General features: G+C 71.1%; 20 protein-coding genes and 1 other RNA gene. 19 read left to right on the forward strand and 2 right to left on the reverse strand.

All coding sequences use genetic code 11. The annotated features are described in order from the left end of the window. Nucleotides 1-100: 100 nt before the first annotated feature. The 4 genes from OG322_RS23315 (at nucleotide 101) to OG322_RS23330 (ending at nucleotide 5,839) form a co-directional block, all read left to right on the forward strand. Nucleotides 101-1,765, forward strand: a complete 1,665-nt coding sequence (locus OG322_RS23315; RefSeq protein ID WP_123471416.1) for a serine/threonine-protein kinase — start codon at nucleotides 101-103, stop codon at nucleotides 1,763-1,765. Between the two features lie 203 nt (nucleotides 1,766-1,968). Continuing rightward, nucleotides 1,969-3,219 (forward strand): serine/threonine-protein kinase, encoded by a 1,251-nt coding sequence (locus OG322_RS23320; protein WP_123471415.1) that lies wholly within the window; start codon nucleotides 1,969-1,971, stop codon nucleotides 3,217-3,219. A gap of 115 nt (nucleotides 3,220-3,334) precedes the next feature. Then, nucleotides 3,335-4,441, forward strand: a complete 1,107-nt coding sequence (prfB, locus tag OG322_RS23325) for a peptide chain release factor 2 (protein WP_123471414.1) — start codon at nucleotides 3,335-3,337, stop codon at nucleotides 4,439-4,441. 348 nt (nucleotides 4,442-4,789) lie between these two features. Next, nucleotides 4,790-5,839 carry a hypothetical protein gene (locus OG322_RS23330; protein ID WP_329306874.1) on the forward strand — a complete coding sequence of 350 codons (1,050 nt, stop codon included), beginning with the start codon at nucleotides 4,790-4,792 and terminating at the stop codon, nucleotides 5,837-5,839. Between the two features lie 330 nt (nucleotides 5,840-6,169). Here the strand turns inward: OG322_RS23330 and OG322_RS23335 are convergent, their stop codons facing one another. Beyond that, entirely contained in the window at nucleotides 6,170-6,367 is a 198-nt protein-coding gene (locus OG322_RS23335; RefSeq protein ID WP_123471412.1) for a hypothetical protein, read from the reverse strand. 258 nt (nucleotides 6,368-6,625) lie between these two features. Here OG322_RS23335 and ftsE point away from each other — a divergent pair, with 258 nt between their 5' ends. From ftsE to OG322_RS23385, 9 genes are all read left to right on the forward strand, one after another. Beyond that, on the forward strand, nucleotides 6,626-7,315 hold the full coding sequence (gene ftsE / locus OG322_RS23340; protein ID WP_024489199.1) for a cell division ATP-binding protein FtsE: 690 nt from the start codon (nucleotides 6,626-6,628) through the stop codon (nucleotides 7,313-7,315). 23 nt (nucleotides 7,316-7,338) lie between these two features. Continuing rightward, nucleotides 7,339-8,256: a permease-like cell division protein FtsX gene (ftsX, locus tag OG322_RS23345; protein WP_123471411.1), complete on the forward strand. Its 918-nt coding sequence runs from the start codon at nucleotides 7,339-7,341 to the stop codon at nucleotides 8,254-8,256. A gap of 67 nt (nucleotides 8,257-8,323) precedes the next feature. After that, complete coding sequence (locus tag OG322_RS23350) at nucleotides 8,324-9,511, forward strand: S41 family peptidase (RefSeq protein WP_123471410.1); 1,188 nt, start codon at nucleotides 8,324-8,326, stop codon at nucleotides 9,509-9,511. 18 nt (nucleotides 9,512-9,529) lie between these two features. Continuing rightward, nucleotides 9,530-10,018, forward strand: coding sequence for an SsrA-binding protein SmpB (gene smpB, locus OG322_RS23355; protein WP_123471409.1), 489 nt, complete (start codon nucleotides 9,530-9,532; stop codon nucleotides 10,016-10,018). Nucleotides 10,019-10,139: 121 nt separating this feature from the next. After that, nucleotides 10,140-10,527: a transfer-messenger RNA gene (ssrA, locus tag OG322_RS23360) on the forward strand. A 356-nt stretch (nucleotides 10,528-10,883) separates the two neighbouring features. Then, nucleotides 10,884-11,573, forward strand: a complete 690-nt coding sequence (locus OG322_RS23365) for a hypothetical protein (protein ID WP_260147609.1) — start codon at nucleotides 10,884-10,886, stop codon at nucleotides 11,571-11,573. Further along, nucleotides 11,574-13,769 carry a bifunctional polysaccharide deacetylase/glycosyltransferase family 2 protein gene (locus OG322_RS23370; RefSeq protein ID WP_123471407.1) on the forward strand — a complete coding sequence of 732 codons (2,196 nt, stop codon included), beginning with the start codon at nucleotides 11,574-11,576 and terminating at the stop codon, nucleotides 13,767-13,769. After that, nucleotides 13,766-15,121: an acyltransferase family protein gene (locus OG322_RS23375; RefSeq protein WP_124284142.1), complete on the forward strand. Its 1,356-nt coding sequence runs from the start codon at nucleotides 13,766-13,768 to the stop codon at nucleotides 15,119-15,121. The genes OG322_RS23370 and OG322_RS23375 overlap by 4 nt, the downstream gene beginning before the upstream one ends. A 420-nt stretch (nucleotides 15,122-15,541) precedes the next feature. Next, entirely contained in the window at nucleotides 15,542-16,684 is a 1,143-nt protein-coding gene (locus tag OG322_RS23385) for a uroporphyrinogen-III synthase (protein ID WP_124284140.1), read from the forward strand. Here OG322_RS23385 and OG322_RS23390 read toward each other — a convergent pair. Then, on the reverse strand, nucleotides 16,633-17,202 hold the full coding sequence (locus OG322_RS23390; protein ID WP_329306875.1) for an anthrone oxygenase family protein: 570 nt from the start codon (nucleotides 17,200-17,202) through the stop codon (nucleotides 16,633-16,635). The two genes, OG322_RS23385 and OG322_RS23390, sit on opposite strands and share 52 nt — an antisense overlap. Nucleotides 17,203-17,346: 144 nt before the next feature. On the opposite strand from OG322_RS23390, the gene OG322_RS23395 reads away from it, so the two are divergent. From OG322_RS23395 to OG322_RS23420, 6 genes are all read left to right on the forward strand, one after another. Further along, nucleotides 17,347-17,931, forward strand: coding sequence for a GNAT family N-acetyltransferase (locus OG322_RS23395; protein ID WP_123471403.1), 585 nt, complete (start codon nucleotides 17,347-17,349; stop codon nucleotides 17,929-17,931). A gap of 140 nt (nucleotides 17,932-18,071) precedes the next feature. Further along, a complete protein-coding gene (locus tag OG322_RS23400) occupies nucleotides 18,072-18,659 on the forward strand; it encodes a CGNR zinc finger domain-containing protein (RefSeq protein ID WP_123471562.1) in 588 nt (195 codons plus the stop codon). 130 nt (nucleotides 18,660-18,789) lie between these two features. Then, nucleotides 18,790-19,377: a sigma-70 family RNA polymerase sigma factor gene (locus OG322_RS23405; RefSeq protein WP_123471402.1), complete on the forward strand. Its 588-nt coding sequence runs from the start codon at nucleotides 18,790-18,792 to the stop codon at nucleotides 19,375-19,377. Beyond that, nucleotides 19,374-20,213 (forward strand): anti-sigma factor family protein, encoded by an 840-nt coding sequence (locus OG322_RS23410; protein ID WP_124284138.1) that lies wholly within the window; start codon nucleotides 19,374-19,376, stop codon nucleotides 20,211-20,213. Before OG322_RS23405 ends, OG322_RS23410 begins: the two co-directional genes overlap by 4 nt. A 138-nt stretch (nucleotides 20,214-20,351) precedes the next feature. Next, nucleotides 20,352-22,733 (forward strand): HelD family protein, encoded by a 2,382-nt coding sequence (locus OG322_RS23415; RefSeq protein WP_123471400.1) that lies wholly within the window; start codon nucleotides 20,352-20,354, stop codon nucleotides 22,731-22,733. Between the two features lie 471 nt (nucleotides 22,734-23,204). Continuing rightward, on the forward strand, nucleotides 23,205-24,638 hold the full coding sequence (locus OG322_RS23420; RefSeq protein ID WP_124284137.1) for an NAD-dependent malic enzyme: 1,434 nt from the start codon (nucleotides 23,205-23,207) through the stop codon (nucleotides 24,636-24,638). Nucleotides 24,639-24,753 lie beyond the last annotated feature (115 nt).

Here is a 24,753-nt window from a genome sequence, read left to right on the forward strand (position 1 = left end):
GAGCCGGTCACCCACCGCCGGACAGGCTCTAGAGTGGGCCGGAAACTCCCGGAGGAATCCGGGGGACCGCAAGCACCACGATCAGCAGGGAGCGCATGACGTGCGGCCGGTAGGCAGCAAGTACCTGCTCGAGGAGCCGCTGGGGCGCGGCGCCACGGGCACCGTCTGGCGCGCCCGCCAGCGTGAGGCCGCGGGCGCCGAGGCGGCCGTCACCGGCCAGCCCGGCGAGCTCGTCGCGATCAAGGTCCTCAAGGAGGAGCTCGCCAACGACGCGGATGTCGTGATGCGGTTCCTGCGCGAGCGCTCCGTGCTGCTGCGGCTGACCCACGAGAACATCGTGCGCACCCGGGACCTGGTCGTGGAGGGGGACCTCCTCGCCCTGGTGATGGACCTGATCGACGGTCCGGACCTGCACCGCTACCTCCGGGACAACGGCCCGCTCACCCCGGTCGCCGCCTCGCTGCTCACCGCGCAGATCGCGGACGCGCTTGCCGCCAGCCACGCCGACGGCGTCGTCCACCGCGACCTCAAGCCCGCCAATGTGCTGGTCTCCGAGCGCGACGGCGAGATGCACCCGATGCTCACCGACTTCGGCATCGCCCGGCTCGCGGACTCCCCGGGGCTGACCCGGACGCACGAGTTCGTCGGCACCCCGGCCTATGTGGCGCCCGAGTCGGCCGAGGGCCGCCCGCAGACCTCCGCCGTCGACATCTACGGCGCCGGAATCCTGCTGTACGAGCTGGTCACCGGCCGGCCGCCGTTCGCCGGCGGCACCGCGCTCGAAGTCCTGCAGCGGCACCTCAGCGAGGAGCCCCGCCGCCCCAGCACCGTCCCCGCGCCGCTGTGGACGGTCATGGAGCGCTGCCTGAGCAAGGACCCGGACCGGCGGCCCAGTGCCGAGAACCTGGCCCGCGCCCTGCGTACCGTCGCCGCCGGCATCGGCGTGCACGCGAACTCCGCGCAGATCGCGGCCGCCGACGGGGTGGCCGCCCTGCTCGCCCCCGACCCGGCGCCCACGGCCGTCCCCGAGACGCCCGGAGCGGCGGACCCGACGCAGGTGCTGCCGAGCAACGCCGGCTCGTACGACGCCAACGCGGCCACCAGCGTCATGCAGCAGAACGCCGGACAGGGCGGCGGCCACGCCGACCCGACCGCGGTCCTGCCGCCCGTCCCGCCGCAGCCCGAGGGCGCCCCGCAGTCCGACGGACCGCACCCCTGGCAGTCCCAGCTCCAGGCCGCCCGCGACCGCAACGACCAGACGCAGGTCCAGTACCTCGACCCGAGCCAGGACCCGCTGCGCCGCCGCCCCCAGCGTCAGCAGCCCCCGCAGCAACAGCAGCAGCGCCGGCAGCAGCAGTACCCCCCGCAGAACCGGCAGCAGCCTCAGCAGCAGCAATACCAACAGCAGCAGCAATACCAGCCCCAGCAACAGCAACAGCAGTACCAGCCCCAGCAACAGCAGTACCAGCCGCAGCAGCAGCGCCAGCAGTACGCGCCGCCGCAGCAGCCCCAGCAGCCTGCTCAGCGCCCGGCCCGCGAGCCCAGGCAGCGCAGTGCCAACCCGATGAAGATCCCCGGCCTCGGCTGCCTGAAGGGCTGCCTGTTCACGCTGGTCCTTCTCGTCGTCGCGAGCTGGCTGATCTGGGAACTCACCCCGCTGAAGGACTGGATCGGCCAGGGCCAGAGCTACTGGCACGCGATCAGTGACGCCGCCGGTACGGTCTCCGACTGGATCTCGAAGCTGGGCGGCGGCAGCGGCAACTGACGGGGCGGGGCGCCGCCGATCCAGCCGGACGCCCTGTCAATTCTGTAGCTATATCGACTTCTGCGGGCCAATTCCACGGCAATTCGTACGCAGAAGTGAAGGTTGGTGCCATCCAGGGCACGCAACCCCCCGATCGCCGCGTAACTTTGTCGACCGGGGGTTGTTGCGCGAGGGCCCAATCGCCAGCCGCTGAGGGAGCAGTCTTGGCACGGAATATCGGCAGCCGGTACACCGCCCACCAGATCCTGGGGCGCGGCAGCGCCGGCACGGTGTGGCTCGGCGACGGCCCCGAGGGGCCCGTCGCCATCAAACTGCTCCGCGAGGACCTCGCGTCGGACCAGGAACTCGTCGGCCGGTTCGTCCAGGAGCGCACCGCCCTGCTCGGACTCGACCATCCGCACATCGTCGCCGTCCGCGACCTCGTGGTGGACGGCAACGACCTGGCCCTGGTCATGGACCTGGTCCGCGGCACGGATCTGCGCACCCGGCTCGACCGCGAGCGCAGGCTGGCCCCGGAGGCCGCCGTCGCGATAGTCGCCGACGTCGCCGACGGTCTCGCCGCCGCGCATGCCGCGGGGGTGGTCCACCGCGACGTCAAGCCGGAGAACATCCTGCTCGACATGGAGGGTCCGCTCGGCCCCGGCAACTCCCACCCCGCGCTGCTCACCGACTTCGGCGTGGCCAAGCTGATCGACACCCCGCGCCGCACCAAGGCCACCAAGATCATCGGTACGCCGGACTACCTGGCCCCCGAGATCGTCGAGGGCCTCCCGCCCCGCGCCGCCGTCGACATCTACGCCCTGGCGACGGTGCTCTACGAGCTCCTCGCGGGCTTCACGCCCTTCGGCGGCGGCCACCCCGGCGCCGTCCTGCGCCGCCATGTCACCGAGACGGTCGTCCCGCTCCCCGGCATCCCCGAGGAGCTGTGGCAGCTGCTCGTCCAGTGCCTGGCCAAGGCCCCGGCCTCCCGGCTGCGCGCCTCCGAACTGGCGGCCCGGCTGCGTGAACAGCTCCCGCAGCTGGCCGGCATCCCGCCCCTGGACGTGGACGAGCCGGACGACGAACCGGAGCCCCAGCCGCACGGGCAGAGCTACGACGAGCAGCAGTACACCCCGGCGGCCGAGGAGCCCCGCCGCCGCGGCGCGGTGCCGCTGGTCCCCGGCTCGTCCCCCGACTCCAACCGGGACACCCACACGAGCATGCGCGTCCCGGCCCCCGACGAGCTGTCCGGCGGTCCCCGGGGCACCGCCCGCGCCCCGCGCGCCCCCGGCCGGCCGCGCCCCGGCTCGGCGCGCAACAAGGCGGCGGCCATCCGCAAGCGCCGCCTCACCCTGGGCGCGGTGGCGCTGGTGCTGGTCGCCGGACTCGGCATCGGCGGCTGGCTGGCGATGAGCGATGACGACGGGGGCGCGACCCCGCAGGACACCAGGAACTCCGCCCCCGGCACCCCTTGAGCGCGAGGAGCCCGGCCCCGGCGCCCGCCCGCGCCGGGCCGTGTGCGGCGGGGCGGCGGAGCGGCGATCACGCGGCCCGAGGAACGTCCGCGCCGACAGCCGTTACGCTGGACCCGTGGCAGTCGTCGATATTTCCGAAGAGCTGAAGTCCCTCTCCTCGACCATGGGGTCGATCGAGGCCGTCCTGGACCTGGATGCGCTGAGGGCGGACATCGCCGCGCTCGAGGAGCAGGCGGCGGCGCCGTCCCTCTGGGATGACCCGGAGGCGGCGCAGAAGATCACCAGCAAGCTTTCGCACATGCAGGCCGAGGTCCGCAAGACCGAGGCGCTGCGCAACCGGATCGACGATCTCGAGGTTCTCTTCGAGCTCGCCGAGGACGAGGGCGACGCCGATGCCCTCGCCGAGGCCGAGTCGGAGCTGGCCTCCGTCAAGAAGGCGCTCGACGAGATGGAGGTCCGTACCCTCCTCTCCGGCGAGTACGACGCGCGCGAGGCCCTGGTCACCATCCGGGCCGAGGCCGGTGGCGTCGATGCCGCGGACTTCGCCGAGAAGCTCCAGCGCATGTACCTCCGCTGGGCCGAGCGGCACAACTACAAGACCGAGGTCTACGAGACGGCGTACGCCGAAGAGGCCGGCATCAAGTCGACCACCTTCGCGGTGGAGGTGCCGTATGCCTACGGCACGCTCTCCGTCGAGCAGGGCACCCACCGGCTCGTCCGGATCTCGCCCTTCGACAACCAGGGCCGCCGCCAGACGTCCTTCGCGGGCGTCGAGGTGCTGCCGGTGGTCGAGCAGACGGACCACGTCGAGATCGACGAGTCCGAGCTCCGTATCGACGTGTACCGCTCCTCGGGCCCCGGCGGCCAGGGCGTCAACACCACGGACTCCGCGGTCCGGCTGACCCACCTGCCGACCGGCATCGTCGTCTCCTGCCAGAACGAGCGCTCGCAGATCCAGAACAAGGCATCCGCGATGAACGTCCTCCAGGCGAAGCTCCTTGAGCGCCGCCGCCAGGAGGAGCAGGCGAAGATGAACGCGCTCAAGGGCGACGGCGGCAACTCCTGGGGCAACCAGATGCGCTCGTACGTCCTGCACCCGTACCAGATGGTCAAGGACCTGCGTACGGAGTTCGAGATGGGCAACCCGGAAGCGGTCTTCAACGGCGAGATCGACGGCTTCGTGGAGGCGGGCATCCGCTGGCGCAAGCAGCGCGAGAAGTAGCCTCATCCGCACCGCAGTTGAGCCCGGGCAGTCATCACCGCCCGGGCTTCTTCTGGTTCCGGAACGGGTGAGTTGAGGGGATGGCGTGGTGAACGCGTCACAGTCGTGGTTCCGAATGAGGGTCAACCGCCGCCAAACCGGGGCACATTGCACGGAACGGCCTTGACGTAGTCCTTAACTCTGGCCAGGCTGCTGGAGCAGCGTACGTATGTCTGGGACGGGTGTGATCGGGGGCGGGCGGTACGGCCACGGCACGACGTGGGCCGGCGTTCGGAGCAAACCCCGCAGGGCCGTGACCCCGCATATGGCTGCTCCACTGACGAGAACAGCTACTGGGGGTAGCAGCACATGACGAAGAAGACGCGAGTCCGCGTCGCGCGGATGGCCGCGGGTGCGGTCATCGCCGCAGGCGCCTCGCTCACCGCCGCCGGTGCGGCACAGGCCGTCGGAATCGGTGTCGACGTCGCGGGTATCGGCGTCAATGCCGAGGCCAACCAGGGCGGCGTGAACATCGGTGTCTCCGGCGATGACGACGCGGCGGGCGGAGGTGACGCCACGGGTGGCGAGGACGCTGCTGGTGGTGGCGACGCGGCCGGTGGTGCCGATGTCGCTGGTGGCGCTGACGTCGCCGGTGGTGCCGATGTCGCTGGTGGTGGCGATGCGGCGGCCGGTGGTGAGGATGCTGCTGGTGGTGGCGATGCGGCGGCCGGTGGTGAGGATGCTGCTGGTGGTGGCGATGCGGCGGCCGGTGGTGAGGATGCTGCTGGTGGTGGCGATGCGGCGGCCGGTGGTGAGGATGCTGCTGGTGGTGGCGATGCGGCGGCCGGTGGTGAGGATGCTGCTGGTGGTGGCGATGCGGCGGCCGGTGGTGAGGATGCTGCTGGTGGTGGCGATGCGGCGGCCGGTGGTGAGGATGCTGCTGGTGGTGGCGATGCGGCGGCCGGTGGTGAGGATGCTGCTGGTGGTGGCGATGCGGCGGCCGGTGGTGAGGATGCTGCTGGTGGTGGCGACGCTGCGGCCGGTGGTGGCGACGCTGCGGCCGGTGGTGGCGATGCGGCGGCCGGTGGCGGTGACACTGCTGGTGGTGGCGATGCGGCGGCCGGCGGCGGTGACGCTACCGGCGGTGGCGACGCTGCGACCGGTGGCTCAGGCTCCGGGACCGATGGCGGCAACGCGGGCACCTGCACCGTCGACCTCGACGGCGCCGAGTGCGCCGACAACACCGACACCGACTCGGTCGGCAACCAGCCGGCCGAGCAGGGCAAGGGCAAGGACGAGCTCGCCGAGACCGGTGCTGCCGAGACCACGTTCCTGCTGGTCGGCGCCGCGACGATGATCGCCGGAGGCATCGGCTTCCGGATCCTCCCGCGCCTGATGAACGGCCGCACGGCCGCCTGACGGCCACAGCGGTACCTGCACGAACAGAGGGGCTCGGACCGCGGAAGCGGTCCGAGCCCCTCTGGTCGTGCGCGTCGTACCCGGGGGAGTGAGGATCACGCCGTGTCCCGGCCGCCTCCCGGGGCTCCGGAACGGGGCCTCCGTGGCTTCCGTGGCCTCCTCCACCTCGCTCGGCGGCCGGAACGCCCTCCCAGCGCGCTGGGAGGGCGTTCCGGCGCCATCGCACCGGCCACGTACCGGGTTGAGGCCCGGGGCCCCGGTGCAGGTCATCCCGCGCGGCACCATTCAGGTAACCGGGAACCGTTCAGGTAATCGGGCGGTTGCTTTCGGTCACGCCGCCTGGTGGGCGAGCAGTGCCAGCGCGCACAGCAGCACCACCAGCAGGGCGATCAGCATCATCGGGTTCATCCCACCGAGGGGGCCCTGTCCCTGCTGCTCCAGCCGCGCGCGGCTGGCCCGGCACACCGGGCAGCGGCCCTCGGCCACGGGCGCCGCACAGTTCGCGCACACCAATCGGTCATAGGTCATGCGCTTTCCTCCTCCCGCGCGGCGGAGCCGCACAAGCCTTCACTCCGCACAACGCTCACGGAAACGCGACCGTTCCCCTACCACTGTGCCAGCTCGCACGGATTTCGGCGCGGCCCGCCGGACAGGTCACGGAAGCTCCCGGTTCGCGTCCGCTTGCGTTCCGCCATAAATCACCCATCCCGGTACGCGCGCCTGCACGCGTCAGTCCGGTTCGCGTATGGTCACGCTCACCTACTCCCGGCCGACCGTGGTGCATCCGTGATCCGATTCGACAATGTCTCCAAGACCTACCCGAAGCAGAGCCGTCCCGCTCTACGGGATGTGTCTCTCGATATCGAGAAGGGCGAGTTCGTCTTCCTGGTGGGCTCCTCCGGCTCCGGCAAGTCCACCTTCATGCGGCTCATCCTCCGCGAAGAGCGCGCCAGCCAGGGCATGGTCCATGTCCTGGGCAAGGACCTCGCGCGCATGTCCAACTGGAAGGTGCCGCACATGCGCCGCCAGTTGGGCACGGTCTTCCAGGACTTCCGGCTGCTTCCCAACAAGACCGTCGCGGAGAACGTGGCGTTCGCCCAGGAAGTGATCGGCAAGCCGCGCGGCGAGATCCGCAAGGCGGTTCCGCAGGTCCTCGACCTCGTCGGTCTCGGCGGCAAGGAGGACCGGATGCCGGGTGAGCTCTCCGGTGGTGAGCAACAGCGCGTGGCGATCGCGCGGGCCTTCGTGAACCGGCCCATGCTGCTGATCGCGGACGAGCCGACCGGCAACCTCGACCCGCAGACCTCGGTCGGCATCATGAAGCTGCTGGACCGGATCAACCGGACCGGGACCACCGTGATCATGGCGACCCACGACCAGAACATCGTCGACCAGATGCGCAAACGCGTCATCGAGCTCGAGCAGGGCCGTCTCGTACGCGACCAGGCGCGCGGCGTCTACGGCTACCAGCACTGAGCACCCAGCACTGAAAGGACGCCATGCGCGCCCAGTTCGTCCTGTCGGAGATCGGCGTCGGCCTCCGTCGCAACCTCACGATGACCTTCGCCGTCGTCGTCTCCGTCGCCCTCTCGCTCGCCCTGTTCGGCGGCGCGCTGCTCATGCGCGAGCAGGTCAGCACGATGAAGGACTACTGGTACGACAAGGTCAACGTCTCCATCTACCTCTGCGGCAAGGGGGATTCGGAGACGGTGGTCCAGTGCGCCAAGGGTGCGGTCACCGGGGAGCAGAAGAAGGAGATCGAGGGCGATCTCAAGAAGATGGACGTCGTCGAGACGGTGACGTACGAGTCGTCCGACGAGGCGTACAAGCACTACCAGGAGGAGTTCGGCGACTCCCCCATGGCCGGCAACATCACGCCGGACCAGATGCCGGAGTCCTTCCGCGTCAAGCTCCACGACCCGACCAAGTACAAGGTCGTCGCCACCGCCTTCGCCGGCCGCAACGGGGTGCAGTCGGTCCAGGACCAGAGAAGCATCCTGGACAACCTCTTCGGGCTGATGAACGGCATGAACGTCGCCGCGCTCTTCGTGATGGCGCTGATGCTGGTCATCGCGTTGATGCTGATCGTGAACACCGTCCGGGTGTCCGCGTTCAGCCGACGGCGCGAGACGGGCATCATGCGGCTCGTCGGCGCCTCCGGCTTCTACATCCAGATGCCGTTCATCATGGAGGCCGCGTTCGCCGGTCTGATCGGCGGCGTACTGGCCTGCGTCATGCTGCTGGCCGGCCGCTACTTCCTGATCGACGGCGGTCTGGCGCTCAAGGACAAGCTGAACCTGATCGACTTCATCGGCTGGGACGCGGTCCTCACCAAGCTCCCGCTGGTACTGGCGATCGGTCTGCTGATGCCCGCGGTTGCCGCTCTCTTCGCACTGCGCAAGTACCTCAAGGTATGACGAACGCCTCCCGGGCGCGGGGCCAACGAGCCGTGCGCCCGGGAGGCGTTGTCCTAGACTCAGCGCCATGTCTGGCCCCGTTCATCGTGTCGGGCCCCGCGGTCTCTGTCGCGGGGCGGCCCTGACATTGGTCTTCGCGAGCGTGCTCGCCACCGGCGCCGCCACCGGTGCGCTGCCCCGCGGCGAAGGGCGGAGTCCGGAGACGGAGACCCGGCCCGTCGCCTCCTTCGCGGACCGCGACGCGGTGGTCGATGCCGCCGCCGACGCGGTGGCGGACGGCAAGTCCGGTACGGAGGCGGCCGAGGAGGTCGTCAGCCGCAGCGGGGACCGCTGGGGCGCGGTGTACGACGAGCGGGAGTACCAGGAGTTCGAGCAGGCCCTCGACGGCTCGTACACGGGCGTCGGGATCGCCGCCAGACGCTCCGCCGACGGGCTGGTCGCGGTCGCCCGGGTCCAGCCGGGCAGCCCCGCCGACCGGGCCGGTATCCGTGCGGGCGACCTGATCCGCACGGTCGACGGCCACCGGGTCGACCGGCGCCCGGTCTCCGACGTGGTGGCCCTGCTGCGCGGTGACCGTACGGGCGCGGCCGCGGGGAGCGTTGTCGTCGTGGGGGTGCAGCGGGGTTCCGCCGGCCGGACCGAGACGCTGCACCGGGCCCGTCTCACCACCGAGGCCGTCACCGTGCGGCGGCTCGGACCGGACCGTTCCGATCCCTCCGCAGCCGTACTGATCGAAGTCGGCTCGTTCACCAAGGGTTCGGGCGCCGAGGTCCGTGACGCCGTCCGGGAGGCACCGGCGGGCACCGGCGTGCTGCTGGACCTGCGCGGCAACTCCGGCGGGCTGGTCACCGAGGCCGTCACCGCCGCCTCCGCCTTCCTGGACGGCGGACTGGTCGCCACCTACGACGTGCACGGCGAGCAGCGCGCCCTGTACGCGGACGGAGGGGGCGACACCGCGCGCCCCGTCGTCGTCCTCATCGACGGCGGCACGATGAGCGCGGCCGAGCTGCTGACCGGCGCCCTGCAGGACCGGGGGCGCGCGGTCACGGTCGGTTCGCGCACCTTCGGCAAGGGTTCCGTCCAGATGCCGAGCAAGCTCGCGGGCGGCTCGGTGGCCGAGCTGACCGTGGGCCACTACCGGACTCCGGCGGGCCGGAGCGTCGATGACCGCGGCATCACACCGGACCTCGCGGTGAGCGCGCGGGCCCAGCAGCGGGCCGAGACGGTATTGAGTGGCCTCGGGGGTGGGTCGTAGTGCGAAAATGGCCGCACTATGGCTAAGGAAAAGGACACCGGGCGCAAGATCATCGCGCAGAACAAGAAGGCGCGTCACGACTACACCATCCTCGACACCTATGAGTGCGGCCTCGCGCTGATGGGCACCGAGGTCAAATCGCTGCGCATGGGCCGGGCCTCCCTGGTGGACGGCTTCGTGCAGATCGACGGCGGCGAGGCGTGGCTGCACAACATCCACGTCCCGGAGTACGTCCAGGGCACCTGGACCAACCACTCGGCCAAGCGCAAGCGCAAGCTGCTGATGCACCGGGCCGAGATCGACAAGCTGGAGTCGAAGGCGCAGGAGAGCGGACACACGATCGTCCCGCTCGCGCTGTACTTCCTCAATGGCCGGGTCAAGGTCGAGATCGCGCTGGCGAAGGGCAAGAAGGAGTACGACAAGCGGCAGACGCTGCGCGAGAAGCAGGACACCAGGGAGACGAACCGGGCGGTCTCGGCCGCCCGCCGTCGCCAGCGGAGCGCCTGACCGGCCCCCGGGGACCGGCCGGCGGCCGGTCCGCCAGGAATAGGCTGGCATCGGCGTGCGTTGGTCACGTACGATGGCACTGCACCCCACGGGGTGTGTACCACCTTTGAAAAATCAACATGGGGATGATCGGTTTCGACAGCGGATGTCGAAGCAGGGGAAGCGAGTCGAGGAAGCGGCAATGATCTCGTTAACCATATGTCGCAACCAATAATCGCCAATTCCAAGCGCGATTCCTCCGCCTTCGCCCTCGCTGCCTAATTAGCAGCTAAGCGAAGACTCTGCGGAGTGTCAGCCCGGGGGTGATCCCGACCCGGATCCTGGCATCATTCAGGGATCTAAACTTCTAGGCCCGGTCACGGGGCCCTGAAGGAAATCAAACAGTGGCTGGGCCTGTCGGAGGCTTGTTCGCGTGACCTCCGGGGCCGAGAAAAGCGCAGCGAACTGCACTCGGAGAAGCCCTGATTCCGCACCGTTGGACGCGGGTTCGATTCCCGCCATCTCCACAATTCCCATGTGAACGAGGACCCCGTTGCCACCCGCAACGGGGTCCTCGTTTTTTGTCTGCCTCGCAGGCCGGTCGACCATGACCGGCGCGCGGGAGCGTGCGCACCGGCGTGCGGTTCTGCCAGGTGCTTCGATCGCCGAGCCGCCCCGGGTGGTGGCCGCACCAGGCCGCACCACGAGGCGGAACAGATGTATCCCTCATGGTGAACAACACCGGACAGTAGGGTCGGAGGGTCCTCGGCGTGCGCTACATTCATCGTCCGGGTGCACTGTGGTAGGGGGCGCGTGGACAGGGTGGGGGCCCGGTCCGGCGGTACATAACCGGTCAGTTGCGCGCACCCGATCTTGAGTGGGGGAAGTGCGTACAACAGTGGAAACTTGGCGCGAAGGTGCCCATGCGGGGCACACGCACGAGCCGAACGAAGTCACCATCCAACTCGACGGTCTGGGACGGCAGCTCTCTGAGCTGCTCCCGGAACCCGGCGCTCCGGATGGCTCCGACGGCCCTGTTTTCGTCGACGAGAGCGGGCGGCGGAGCAAGACGCTCCGGCGGTTCGGCTGGGTGATCGCCGCGGTCTGCGTCTGCTTCGCGGTGACGCTCGTCGGCGCCGTCCTCGGCGGCAACTCCAGCGCTCCGTTCCTGCCGCTTTCCGGCCAGGACGAGCACCGGAAGGCGGAAGAGGTGCAGGTTCCTCCCGCGCCGGGCGAGAGCGTGGGCGCCCTGGTCACACCCAGTGCGACGGCCGGCTCCTCGCAGTCCGCCCCGGTGGACGGGAGCAGCGCCCCGGTACCGGGCAGCTCGGCCGCCGCCGGCTCCTCGGCGCCCGGCGCCGGCTCCTCGCCGCCGGGTCCCGTCGTACCGGTCGGGGACCGGACCCAGATCAGCGGCGGTGATGACACCGCGCCGACCGCCGAAAGCTCGGTCTCGACCCTGCCCACCAGTACCGGGACGCCTCCCGCCGATCCCGGGACACCGCCGCCGGACACCGCGGCACCGCCCGTCGAGTCCTCGGAACCTCCTGTGCAAGAGCAAGAAGGCGCCAAGTAAATGACCACCCCCGTCACACGGGGCAGGCACAACCGTAAGAAGCAGACCCGGCGGCGCAGGCTCCCCATGCGCTATCTGCTGCCGTTCCTGCTCCTCGTCGCCCTGCTCGCCATGCTGATGCTGCGCGGCTACGTGCACAGCGAAATCCTCGCCGACCACCGGATTCAGCCACCGGCGGCCACCGACCAGGTGCCCCAGCAGGTCCTCGAAGGCGGACCGGTCATCGACGCGCGCAGCGCGACCGAGCCCGCCAAGACCCTGCGCATCCCGGATCACCGCATCGTGCTGACCTTCGACGACGGCCCCGACCCGGTGTGGACCCCGCGCGTGCTCGACAAGCTCAAGGAGTACGACGCGCACGCCGTCTTCTTCGTCACCGGCACCATGGCCTCGCGCTATCCCGAGCTGGTGAAGCGCATGGTCGAGGAGGGGCACGAGGTCGGGCTGCACACCTTCAACCACCCCGACCTCTCCTACCAGTCCCACGCCCGCATCGACTGGGAGCTCTCGCAGAACCAGCTGGTGCTGGCGGGCGCGGCCGGAATTCGTACCTCGCTGTTCCGGCCGCCGTACTCCTCGTTCGCCGACGCCATGGACGACAAGTCCTGGCCGGTCACCGAGTACATCGGCAGCCGCGGCTACCTCACCGTCGTCAACAACACCGACAGCGAGGACTGGAAGCGCCCCGGTGTCGGCGTCATCAGCAAGAACGCCACACCGAAGGACGGCAAGGGCGCCATCGTCCTGATGCACGACTCGGGCGGCGACCGGTCCCAGACCGTGGCCGCGCTCGGCCACTTCCTGCCCAGGATGCAGGACAAGGGGTACGAGTTCGCCAACCTCACCGATGCCCTCGGCGCCCCCAGCGCGCACACCCCGGTCACCGGCCTCGCGCTCTGGAAGGGCAAGGCGTTCGTCCACGCCGTCGACGTCTCGGAGCACATCACCGATGTGATGGCGGTCGGTCTCGCCGTCATCGGGGTGCTGGTCCTGACCCGCTTCGGGCTGATGCTGCTGCTCTCCTTCGTGCACGCGCGCCGGGTCCGCAAACGGGACTTCAGCTGGGGTGAGCCGGTCACCCGCCCGGTGACCGTCCTGGTGCCCGCGTACAACGAACGCGAGTGCATCGCCAACACGGTGCGCTCCCTGGTGGCAAGTGACTATCCGGTCGAAGTCATCGTCATCGACGACGGTTCCACGGACGGCACCGCGGACATCGTCGAGGCGATGTGGCTGCCGGACGTACGGGTGGTGCGCCAGCGCAACGCCGGGAAGCCCGCAGCCCTCAACAACGGCATCGCGCACGCCCGCCACGACATCATCGTGATGATGGACGGCGACACGGTCTTCGAGCCGGCCACCGTCCGCGAACTCGTGCAGCCGTTCGCCGATCCGCGGGTCGGGGCCGTCGCGGGCAACGCCAAGGTCGGCAACCGGGATTCGATGATCGGGGCCTGGCAGCACATCGAGTACGTGATGGGCTTCAACCTCGACCGCCGGATGTACGACCTGCTGCGCTGCATGCCGACCATCCCCGGCGCGGTCGGGGCGTTCCGCCGCGACGCGCTGGACCGGATCGGCGGCATGAGCGAGGACACCCTCGCCGAGGACACCGACGTCACGATGGCCCTGCACCGGGACGGCTGGCGCGTCGTGTACGCGGAGAACGCCCGCGCCTGGACCGAGGCGCCGGAGTCCGTGCAGCAGCTGTGGTCCCAGCGCTACCGGTGGTCGTACGGCACGATGCAGGCCATCTGGAAGCACCGCCGCGCGGTCCTCGACCGCGGGCCTTCCGGCCGCTTCGGACGCGTCGGGCTGCCGTTCGTCGCCCTGTTCATGGTCGTCGCCCCGCTGCTCGCGCCCCTCATCGACGTCTTCCTGCTGTACGGACTCGTCTTCGGCCCCACCCAGAAGACGGTTGTCGCCTGGCTCGGCGTCCTGGCGGTGCAGGCCGTCTGCGCCGCGTACGCCTTCCGGCTCGACCGGGAACGCATGACGTATCTGATCTCGCTGCCCCTCCAGCAGATCCTCTACCGGCAGCTCATGTACGTGGTGCTGCTTCAGTCCTGGATCACCGCTCTCACCGGCGGCCGGCTGCGCTGGCAGAAGCTGCGCCGCACCGGCGCCGTGGAGGCGCCCGGCTCGATGCCGAGCCAGCGGCGAGGCAGCAGCAATGACCGGAGGCCCGTCGCATGACCCACCCGAGCCACCCCTCGGCCTACCCGCAGCAGCCGCCCGGGGAGCCGCACACGGTGCCGTTCCCCGTGCAGCAGCAGTGGGCGCCCGCCGACGTCCGGTACGCGCTGCCCCCCGAGGCCGGGGCGGCGGTGCCCGCTCCCGCGCAGGAGCCGGCGGCCACCGCGCCGAAGGCGGGCGGCCGCGACCGCTATCTCGACCTGCTCCGTGCGGTCGCGCTGGTCCGTGTCGTCGTCTACCACCTGTTCGGCTGGGCCTGGCTGACCATCCTGTTCCCGTCCATGGGCGTGATGTTCGCCCTGGCCGGCTCCCTGATGGCCCGGTCGCTGGCCCGGCCCGCCTGGAGCGTCCTGCGCGGCCGGCTGCGCAGGCTGCTGCCGCCGATGTGGGCGTTCGCCGCCCTCGTCGTACCGATGATGTTCGTGATGGGCCTCAAGCCGGTGCGGGAGGAGGGCATCTGGTGGTTCCTCAAGCTGGGCTGCTACATCCTGCCGATCGGCTCGCCGCCGTACCCCTGGGAGAGCGGTTCTGAAGGCGGCTTCCTCGAACTGTCGTGGGCCGAGCAGGCGGCGGGCCCGCTCTGGTACATCCGCGCCTACCTCTGGTTCGTCCTGGCCTCACCGCTGCTGCTGAAGGCGTTCCGCAGACTGCCCTGGGTGACGCTGCTCGCGCCGATCGGCCTCACCGCCGTCATCGGCACCGGTCTGGTGGCCGTGCCCGGGGCGACGGGCGAGGCGCTCGTCGACTTCGGCACGTTCGGCTCCTGCTGGATCCTGGGCTTCGCCCACAACGACGGGCTGCTGCGCAGGATTCCGCGCTACATCTCGGTCTCCTCGGCCGCGCTCCTCATGGCCTTCGCCCTCTGGTGGGCGTCCGGGCACCTCACCGAGGAGGGCTGGAACCTGGACGAGATCCCGCTCGCCCAGGCCACCTGGTCACTCGGCTTCTGCGCGATCCTGCTCCAGTACGCGCCCTCGTGGAAGGAACTGCCCGGCCGGCTGGCCGGCTGGGACAGCCCGATCACCCTGGCCAACAACCGGGCCGTGACGATCTACCTCTGGCACAACCTGCTGCTCATGGCGACGATGCCGATCATCGACCAGCTGTGGAACATCCCGTGGGTCGGTGACCACCTCGACACGTACATCGACGCGTCGTACGACGTGCTCGTGCTGATCCTGATCTGGCCCCTGATAGGGGTGATGATCGTCGCGGTCGGCTGGGTCGAGGACGTGGCGGCGAAGCGGCGGCCCCGGCTCTGGCCCAACGGTGCACCGAAGCGGACCGGGAAGCGGGCCGCCGGACGCGGTACACCGGAACCGGCCGGGACCCCGGGACCGCACCGGCGGTGACCGCCCTCACCGGGCCGGCGCCGGCCCGGTGAGAGCAAGGTTGCGCACCGGTCACCTCACGGCACCACGCCGGAACGCGCGCTTCTGGGTCTGGACTCTGTGGTCGGTGACGGTCCTGTTCAGGGGACCGGAGTACGGGGTGAACCCGGCCGGGACGGTTCTTCCCGAACGGCGGCCTTCTGGACCTTCCTCGTGTTCTACGGGGCCTGTTCCGCGGTGACCCGGGCGGTATACCTTCGCCGCACCGCGGCCCCCCCGGCGAAGCCCCGGCTCAGCCACGCCGGGGTGTGATGATGACCGCACGGTGTCGGATGACGTAACGGGCGGGAAATACGGGCGAACCGAGCCTGTCACGCATCGTTGGCAGGGTCGGTCCTCCGCACCATCGAGCAGCAGCGGGACGAGAGCCGGGTAGACCACATGCGCGACGACGAACAGCACGGGCCCCTCGCGGGCTTCACGGTCGGCGTCACCGCCGCGCGCCGGGCGGACGAACTCGCCGCGCTGCTGCGGCGGCGGGGCGCCACCGTGGTGCACGCCCCCGCCCTGCGGACCGTGCCGCTCGCCGACGACAGCGAACTCCTCGCCGCCACCAGGGAACTCATCGAGAGCGCCCCCGACGTGGTCCTCGCCACCACCGCGATCGGCTTCCGGGGCTGGATCGAGGCCGCCGACGGCTGGGGCATCGGGGCCCAGCTGCTGGACCGGCTGCGCGGTGTCGAGCTGCTGGCCCGCGGCCCCAAGGTCAAGGGCGCGGTCCGGGCCGCCGGGCTGATGGAGGCGTGGTCGCCCGCCTCCGAGTCCATGGCGGAAGTGCTGGAACGGCTCCTGGCGGAGGGCGTCGAGGGCCGCCGCATCGCCCTCCAGCTGCACGGCGAACCGCTTCCCGGCTTCGTGGAGTCGCTGCGGGCGGCGGGCGCCGAGGTCATCGGCGTCCCGGTCTACCGCTGGATGCCGCCCGAGGACATCACCCCGCTCGACCGGCTCCTCGACCTCACCGCCGCCCGTGGCCTGGACGCGCTCACCTTCACCAGCGCCCCGGCCGCCGCCTCGCTGCTGCGCCGCGCCGAGGAACGCGGCATGCTTCCCGAACTCCTAAGCGCCCTGCGGGACGACGTCGTGGCGGCCTGCGTCGGACCGGTCACCGCACTGCCGTTGCAGGCCCACGGGCTCGGCACCATCCAGCCGGAGCGCTTCCGGCTCGGCCCGCTCGTCCAGGTGCTCTGCCGTGAACTGCCCACCCGGGCACGTACGTTGCCCATCGCCGGACACCGGGTCGAGATCCGCGGCCACGCCGTCCTGGTCGACGACGCGCTGCGCCCGGTGCCAGGGGCCGGGATGGCCCTGCTGCACACCCTGGCCCGCAGGCCGGGCTGGGTGGTGGCCCGCGCCGATCTGCTGCGTGCGCTGCCCGGCAGCGGCACGGACGAGCACGCGGTGGAGACGGCCATGGCCCGGCTGCGTACCGCGCTCGGCGTGCCCGGGATCGTTCAGACGGTCGTCAAGCGCGGCTACCGGCTGGCCCTGGATCCGGCGTTGGGCGCCAAGTGCGGCGATTCCTGAGGGAGTTGTCGTGCCATCAGGTGGGAGGCCCGCAGGAGGAGGGCGAGTGCGGCGGTGCACAGGACTGCCCGTACCGTGTTCCAGGCGACCCACGCGTCCTCGAACCGGTCCCGCACGGCGGCCGGGTCGGCGATGTGCGTCGGGTTCCCCGCCTGTGCGAGCTCGTCGTTGAGCGGGACGTTGACGCCCGAGGTGAGCAGGAAGGCGACGGCGTACACCGCGAGCGCGGCGAAGAGCCATCCGCGCGGGCCGGGGGAGCGGCGCTGCTGCCAGGCGGCCGCCGCGGTGAGGGTCAGCGCGCCGAAGAAACCGGCGAAGAACACCGGGTTCTCTATGACGTCGTTGATGTTCTGCATGACCTCGATGAAGGTCCGGTCGTCGCTGCGGCCGAGCGCGGGCATGACCGCGCAGGAGAAGACGTAGAACGTGCCCGCGACGAGGCCGGTGGTGACTGCGGCGCCACCGAGCACGAGGTGGCGGATGGTGCGGTTCGGCCGGTGGGCCTGGCTGGTTGTCATGGCTCCAGTGAAGCGGCGGGGGCGGTCCCGCTCCATCGCTCAGGCGCGCAGCTCCATACGCGGGCGTCCAAGCGGTGCGCGGGGCCGCCGGCCGGCGACGAGGGAGCCAGGAGCGGCCGGATCGGGCCGGGATACCGTGCGGGGATGATCACTGACATCCACCGGCTCGACGCGGAGGTACGGCTCCGTCCCGTCACCGAGGCCGACGCCGCCTCCCTCGCCGCAGCGCTGACCCGCAGCCGTACGTACATGAGCCGCTGGGAGCCCCGGCGGCCCGACGCCTTCTACACCGAGCAGGGGCAGCGCGAGCGGCTGGCCGAACTGCTGGCCGACCGCGAGGCGGGGCGCGTGATGCCCTGGGTGCTGGCGGACGAGGAGGACCGGGCGGTCGGCGGATTCAACCTCAACGCCGTCGTGCTCGGGTCGTTCCACAGCGCCACGCTCGGCTACTGGGTGGACGTCACCTGCGCGGGCCGCGGGCTGGCCACCGCGGCGGTGCGGCTCATCTGCGACCTGGCCCGGGACGAGCTGCGGCTGCACCGGGTCGAGGCCGGGACGGTCCTGGACAACGTGGCGTCGCAGCGGGTGCTCACCAAGTGCGGCTTCGAGCAGTTCGGCCTGGCCCCGCGCTACATGCACATCGACGGAGAGTGGCGCGACCACCGGCTCTTCCAGCGCATCCTGCACGACGGACCGCGCACCGGGGAACCGGCCGCGCCCGGCGCCTGAGGGGCCGCCCGGCCGGAGGTCACCCGAGGGCCTCTGGGGGCCCGGCGGCCGGGGTCCGCGCGGCGCCAGGGGTTACGGGCGGGGTTCGGGAGGGGCACTCTGGTGTGGACGTCGGCCGGACCCAAGGCGGTGACATGCGCATGGCAACGCGCAAGGGCTCGTGCGACTGGCGGTTCGATGCCGGGCGGCTCTGTCTGGACCTGGTGGCGACGGGGGCGGGCAGCGCCGACGCCCCCGATCCGCTGGACCGGCCCGAGCGGCTCGCCCACTGGCTGGTGGCCTCCGGGGCCGTACCGCAGGGCACCCGGCTCGCCGCCGTGGACCACAACTGGCTGGTGCTCTTCCGGCAGTTGAGGACCGCCGTCGACCGGCTGCTGACCGTGCAACTCGGCGGCCGCGGAGCCGAGGGAGCCCTGGAGCGTGTCAACGCCCTCGCCGCCGGAGCGCCGCCCGCCGTGCGCGCCGTGCGCACCGGGAACGGCGCCCTGGTGCGCGGGCTCAGCACCGAACCCGACTGCCGGGCGCTGCTCGCCACCGTGGCACGTGACGCCGTGGAGCTCCTCACCGACCCGGTGGCCCTGGGCGGGCTGCGCCGCTGCGAGGGCGACAACTGCCGCCGGATCTACCTGGACACCTCGCGCGGCCGGCGCCGGCGCTGGTGCTCCAGCGAGGTCTGCGGGAACCGCGAACGGGTCGCCCGGCACCGGCGGCGCAACGCGGTGCCGTGACCCTTGCGGCCGCGGGTCCTGTCCCGCGGCATCCGTCCCGCAGGAAATCCTGGACCCGGACTGAATGGATCGCCCCGCATCCCCGTACCCATGACCAAGGAGCTCAACAGGTCTCGACCGGGAGGTTCGGGTGCGCAAGGATGCGGCCGTGGCCGATGACCGTCCGCACGGGGCCCGGCAGCGCGGTGAGCCGCCCCCGTCCCCCTCCGCCGTCCCCGACGAGGAGCTGATGCGGGCGCTCTACCGCGAACACGCCGGACCGTTGACCGCCTACGTGCTGCGCCTCGTCGCCGGCGACCGGCAGCGCGCCGAGGACGTGGTGCAGGAGACGCTCATCCGGGCCTGGAAGAACGCCGGTTCACTGGGCGGGGCCACCGGTTCCGTCCGGCCCTGGCTGGTGACGGTCGCCCGGCGCATCGTCATCGACGGCCACCGCAGCCGCCGGGCCCGGCCGCACGAGGTCGAGCCGTCGCCGCTGGAGGCCATTCCCGCGGAGGACGAGATCGACAGGGCGCTGTGGCTGATGACGCTCTCGGAGGCGCTCGGTGATCTGACCCCCGCCCACCGGGAAGCACTGGTCGAGACCTACTTCAGGGGCCGCACGGTCAACGAGGCGGCCGAGGTGCTCGGCATCCCCAGCGGCACGGTGCGGTCCCGGGTCTTCTACGCACTGCGCTCGATGAAGCTCGTACTCGAAGAGCGGGGGATCACGGCATGAGCGACCACGAGTGGGAGCCCTTCGGGCCCCGGCCGGAGGGTCCTTCCGGCGGGCCCGGCGATCCCCCCGTCCCCGCCGACGGGTCCGGGCACGATGCCGCGGGCGCGTACGTCCTGGGCATCCTGGACGACGCCGAGGCCACCGCCTTCGAGGCGCATCTGGCCGGCTGCGCCGCCTGCGGCGACCGTCTCGACGAGTTCGCCGGCCTGGAGCCGATGCTCGCGCTGCTCGCCGGGTCACCGCCCGAGGTGCCCGGCGCCCGCCCGGTCCCGCACGTGCCCGCGCCTCCCTCGCCCCGGATGCTCGGCGAGCTGGTCGACGAGGTCGTGGCCGGGCGCGCCCGGCGCACCCGGCGGGGCCGGTATCTGATCGCTGCGGCAGCGGCCCTGATCATCGGCGGCCCGCTGCTCGCGGTGACGGCCACCGGCGGCGACCGGCCCGCGGCAAGGGCGGCGGACCCGCAGCCCGCCGGGCCCGCCGAGGACGCCTCGTTCCGCGGCATGAAGGAGAAGGTCCGGGCCACCGACCCCACCACCGGGGTCGACGCCACGATCGGCATGGGGCCGAAGGCCTGGGGCACCGACACGGTGCTGGAGCTGAGGAACGTGAGGGGCCCGCAGAAGTGCCGCCTGGTCGCCGTCTCCAGGACCGGCGAGGAGGAGGTCGTCACCTCCTGGTCCGTACCGAAGTGGGGATACGGCATCGGGGGCTCCACACACCCCGGCGCCACCTACCCGCTCTACGTCCACGGCGGGGCGGCGATGGCCCGGAGCGACATCGACTACTTCGAGGTGCGTACGTTCGACGGGAAGCGGCTGGTGAGGGTCGGTGCGTAGGGCTGTCCCGTGATTCCCGGCGGGCCGGTCCGGGCCGAAGCGCCGGCCGGCGAGATCACATGCTCGTGGCAGGTGCGCGACGGGCCTCGCGTCGCATAGGGTTGACGGCTGCCCAATGCACGTCAGAAGGGGGTCTCAGTGGCCGCGCAGGATGCCGCTGTCGATTCGTTGCGGGACCGGGAAATCGGTGTCGAGCAGGAACATCTCGACCGTGTTTACCACCGCCTCGAGGAGAAGATCCACGAGGCGGAATTTCTCATGAGTGATGCCGTCAAACGCGGCCAGGTCGGGACACCCGGAGCGCTCGCCGAGCGCGACGCCCAGGTGTTCCGGGCCGGAGTCCACCTCAACCGGCTGAACAGCGAGTTCGAGGACTTCCTCTTCGGAAGGATCGACCTGCTGCTCGGCAAGGACGGTGAGCGCGGCCCCGACGGCGCGTTCACCTCCGTGGAGCCGGCCGACGACGCAGTACGGGAGGACAGCACCGCCGATATCGCGGAGACGCTGCACATCGGCCGGATCGGGGTCCTCGACTCCGACTACGCGCCACTGGTCATCGACTGGCGGGCGCCGGCCGCCGCGCCCTTCTACCGGTCGACGCCGAAGGAACCGGGCAGGGTGGTACGCCGCCGGGTCATCCGCTCCAAGGGCCGCAGGGTCCTCGGGGTCGAGGACGACCTGATGCGTCCCGAGCTGACCGCGTACCAGGAGGGTGAGAAGCTCCCCGTCATCGGGGACGGAGCGCTGATGGCGGCGCTCGGGCAGGCCCGCAGCCACACCATGCGGGACATCGTCTCCTCCATCCAGGCCGAGCAGGACCTGGTGATCCGGGCGCCCGCCGCCTCGGTCACCGAGGTCTCGGGCGGTCCCGGCACCGGCAAGACCGCGGTCGCCCTGCACCGTGCCGCGTACCTGCTCTACCAGGACCGGCGGCGGTACGCGGGCGGCATCCTCGTCGTCTCGCCGACGCCGCTGCTGGTCGCGTACACCGAAGGGGTGCTGCCCTCGCTCGGCGAGGAGGGCCAGGTCGCGATCCGTGCGGTCGGCTCGCTCTCGGACGAGGCGGCGGGCACGGCGGGCGCCACCACCTACGACGAACCGGCCGTCGCCCGGATCAAGGGCTCGTCCCGGATCCTCCATGTGCTGCGCAAGGCGGCCCGCGGGGCGCTGGAGCAGCCCGCGGTCCGGCCGGCCGCCGGGGGCGACGGCCAACTGGCTTTCGGGGAGGCGGAGGAGGCTCCGCGGGAGGCCGCCACGCCCACCCGGCTGCGGGTGGTGGCCTTCGGCGCCCGGGCCGAGCTCAACGAGGACGAGCTCCGGCGCATCCGGAACAACGTCCTCAGCGGTACCGCACCGGTCAACCTGCTGCGCCCGCGCGCCCGCAAACTGCTGCTGGACGCGCTGTGGAGCAGGTCGTCCGGCCGGGGCCGCTACACCGATCCGGAGCTGGCCGCCGAACTGCGCTCGTCGTTCGACGAGGACGTCTCCACCGAGACGCCGTTCATCGAGTTCCTGAACGCCTGGTGGCCGGAGCTCACCCCGCGCGGGGTGCTCGCCGCGATGTCGGACGAGAAGCGGCTCGCCCGATGGGCGCGCCGGACCCTCAACCAGGGTGAGGTACGCCGGCTCGCGCGCTCCCTGAAGCGCCTCGACAGCGCGGGACAGGGGCCGCTGTCCGTCCACGACGTGGCGATGCTGGACGAGTTGCAGTACCTGATCGGCACCCCGAACCGGCCGAAGCGCAAACGCGAGTTCGACCCGCTGGACCACCTCACCGGTCTGGAGGAGCTGATGCCGCAGCGGGAGGAGACCCAGTGGGAGCGGGCCGAGCGGCTCGCGGCCGAGCGCACGGAGTACGCGCACGTCATCGTCGACGAGGCGCAGGACCTCACACCCATGCAGTGGCGGATGGTCGGCCGCCGCGGCCGGCACGCCACCTGGACGATCGTCGGGGACCCGGCGCAGTCCTCCTGGTCCGATCCGGACGAGGCGGCGGCGGCGCGCGACGAGGCGCTCGGCAACCGCCCGCGCCGCCGGTTCACCCTGACCGTCAACTACCGCAACCCGGCGGAGATCGCCGAACTCGCGGCCAAGGTCCTCGCGCTCGCGATGCCCGGCATGGAGTCACCGGCCGCCGTCCGGTCCACGGGGGTCCGGCCGCGCTTCGAGACCGTACGGGACGGCGATCTGGCCGCGTCCGTGCGCGAGGAGGCGCGGCGGCTGCTCGGCGAGGTGGACGGCACGGTCGGTGTCGTCGTCGCGATGAACCGGCGGGACCAGGCCCGCAAGTGGCTCGCGGAGCTCGGCGAACGGGTGGTGGCGCTCGGCAGTCTGGAGGCGAAGGGCCTTGAGTACGACGCCACGGTGGTCGTCTCGCCCGCGGAGATCGCGGACGAGTCCCCGGCGGGGCTGCGGGTGCTGTACGTCGCGTTGACGCGGGCCACCCAGCAGCTCACGGTGGTGTCGGGGGAGCGGGACCTGCCCGACGAGGACGGGGTGCCGGACCTGTTGAGGGACTGACGCCCACGGCGGGGCAGCGGGCCGAGGACCCTTTTTCCGGTCAACCTGCGCCGCGGGAATCACTTCTCCGGGGTGTTTGTTAGCCTGGAGTCGGCATCGGCTCGATCCAAGCCCCCGGGCCCAACCTTAGTCGCTTCGAGCGACCACTTGCCGCGAGGCGAGCATGGCGGGCCGGTGCCGCTTGACCGAAGAAGACAGACCCGCGTCACCTCCCGGTGACGCGGGTCTGTTTTTGTTTCACGGGGCCGGACACAGCCCGAATGCGTCCGGGACGCACTCGGGATGCGAGCCCCGTCGGGGGTTCCGCTGGAGCCCTCATATCTCGTATGGTGGAAAACACTTTCCGAAGTGCGGCAGTCATTACCGGCTACCCACCGGTAGGTGCGAATATCTGAAGGCGTGTGCGGGGCTGTTCTTGTTTGCAGCTCCGGCCGCGTAGCAATGAAGCTAAGGAAAGCGAAGGACTCGGCCATGGCAACGGCGCCCAGCGTCTCGTACTCGATGACGGTCAGGCTGGAGGTGCCCGCGAGCGGCACAGCGGTCTCCCAGCTCACCACGGCCGTGGAGTCCTCCGGTGGTTCGGTCACCGGCCTCGACGTGACCGCTTCCGGTCACGACAAGCTTCGGATCGACGTCACGATCGCGGCCTCCTCCACGTCGCACGCCGACGAGATCGTCGAAGGCCTGCGCGACATCGTGGGCGTCGTCCTCGGCAAGGTGTCCGACCGTACGTTCCTGATGCACCTCGGCGGCAAGATCGAGATGCAGTCGAAGCACCCCATCCGCAACCGTGACGACCTGTCGATGATCTACACCCCCGGCGTGGCCCGGGTCTGCATGGCGATCGCCGAGAACCCCGAGGACGCCCGCCGCCTCACCATCAAGCGCAACTCCGTCGCAGTCGTGACGGACGGCTCCGCGGTGCTCGGCCTCGGCAACATCGGCCCGATGGCCGCCCTCCCGGTGATGGAGGGCAAGGCGGCCCTCTTCAAGCGGTTCGCCGGCATCGACGCCTGGCCGATCTGCCTGGACACCCAGGACACCGACGCGATCGTCGAGATCGTCAAGGCGATCGCCCCCGGCTTCGCGGGCATCAACCTGGAGGACATCTCCGCGCCGCGCTGCTTCGAGATCGAGGCCCGGCTGCGCGAGGCCCTGGACATCCCCGTCTTCCACGACGACCAGCACGGCACCGCCATCGTCGTCCTGGCCTCGCTGACCAACGCGCTGCGCGTGGTGGGCAAGGACATCGGGGACGTGCGGGTCGTCATGTCCGGCGCCGGGGCGGCCGGTACGGCCATCCTGAAGCTCCTCATCGCCGCGGGCGTCAAGCACGCGGTCGTCGCCGACATCCACGGCGTGGTGCACTCCGGCCGCGAGGACCTGGTCTCCGCCGAGCCCGACTCGCCGCTGCGCTGGATCGCCGACAACACCAACCCGGAGTCCGTCACCGGCACCCTCAAGCAGGCGGTCGTGGGCGCCGACGTCTTCATCGGCGTCTCGGCCCCGAACGTGCTGGACGGGACCGATGTCGCGGCCATGGCGGACGGTGCGATCGTGTTCGCGCTCGCGAACCCGGACCCCGAGGTCGACCCCGCGATCGCCCGCGAGACGGCGGCTGTCGTGGCCACCGGCCGCTCGGACTTCCCCAACCAGATCAACAACGTCCTGGTCTTCCCCGGCGTCTTCCGCGGACTTCTGGACGCCCAGTCCCGCACCGTCAACACGGAGATGATGCTCGCCGCCGCGCGCGCCCTCGCCGGCGTCGTCGCCGAGGACGAGGTGAACGCGAACTACATCATCCCGTCGGTCTTCAACGACAAGGTCGCCGGAGCGGTCGCCGGAGCGGTCCGGGACGCCGCCAAGGCGGCCGGCGCGGCTGTGACGGGTCCCACGTCCGTCTGATGTCCGGCGCGTCGCGGGTCGCGGCGCCCCAAACGCCCCTTTAGGGTGGGCGGGCGACGCGTCCCGCAGAGCCCCGCACCCGCTGCGGACCGCTTTCGGGGAGTCGACGGAACGT

Source organism: Streptomyces sp. NBC_01260 (assembly GCF_036226405.1).
Taxonomy (GTDB): domain Bacteria; phylum Actinomycetota; class Actinomycetes; order Streptomycetales; family Streptomycetaceae; genus Streptomyces; species Streptomyces laculatispora.

Coding starts and splice junctions, on each gene's coding strand:
- OG322_RS23330 (WP_329306874.1), top strand. CDS start 4,790: ATGACGAAGAAGACGCGAGTCCGCGTCGCGCGGATGGCCGCGGGTGCG.
- OG322_RS23335 (WP_123471412.1), bottom strand. CDS start 6,367: ATGACCTATGACCGATTGGTGTGCGCGAACTGTGCGGCGCCCGTGGCC.
- ftsX (WP_123471411.1), top strand. CDS start 7,339: ATGCGCGCCCAGTTCGTCCTGTCGGAGATCGGCGTCGGCCTCCGTCGC.
- OG322_RS23350 (WP_123471410.1), top strand. CDS start 8,324: ATGTCTGGCCCCGTTCATCGTGTCGGGCCCCGCGGTCTCTGTCGCGGG.
- smpB (WP_123471409.1), top strand. CDS start 9,530: ATGGCTAAGGAAAAGGACACCGGGCGCAAGATCATCGCGCAGAACAAG.
- OG322_RS23370 (WP_123471407.1), top strand. CDS start 11,574: ATGACCACCCCCGTCACACGGGGCAGGCACAACCGTAAGAAGCAGACC.
- OG322_RS23375 (WP_124284142.1), top strand. CDS start 13,766: ATGACCCACCCGAGCCACCCCTCGGCCTACCCGCAGCAGCCGCCCGGG.
- OG322_RS23385 (WP_124284140.1), top strand. CDS start 15,542: ATGCGCGACGACGAACAGCACGGGCCCCTCGCGGGCTTCACGGTCGGC.
- OG322_RS23390 (WP_329306875.1), bottom strand. CDS start 17,202: ATGACAACCAGCCAGGCCCACCGGCCGAACCGCACCATCCGCCACCTC.
- OG322_RS23395 (WP_123471403.1), top strand. CDS start 17,347: ATGATCACTGACATCCACCGGCTCGACGCGGAGGTACGGCTCCGTCCC.
- OG322_RS23400 (WP_123471562.1), top strand. CDS start 18,072: ATGGCAACGCGCAAGGGCTCGTGCGACTGGCGGTTCGATGCCGGGCGG.
- OG322_RS23410 (WP_124284138.1), top strand. CDS start 19,374: ATGAGCGACCACGAGTGGGAGCCCTTCGGGCCCCGGCCGGAGGGTCCT.
- OG322_RS23420 (WP_124284137.1), top strand. CDS start 23,205: ATGGCAACGGCGCCCAGCGTCTCGTACTCGATGACGGTCAGGCTGGAG.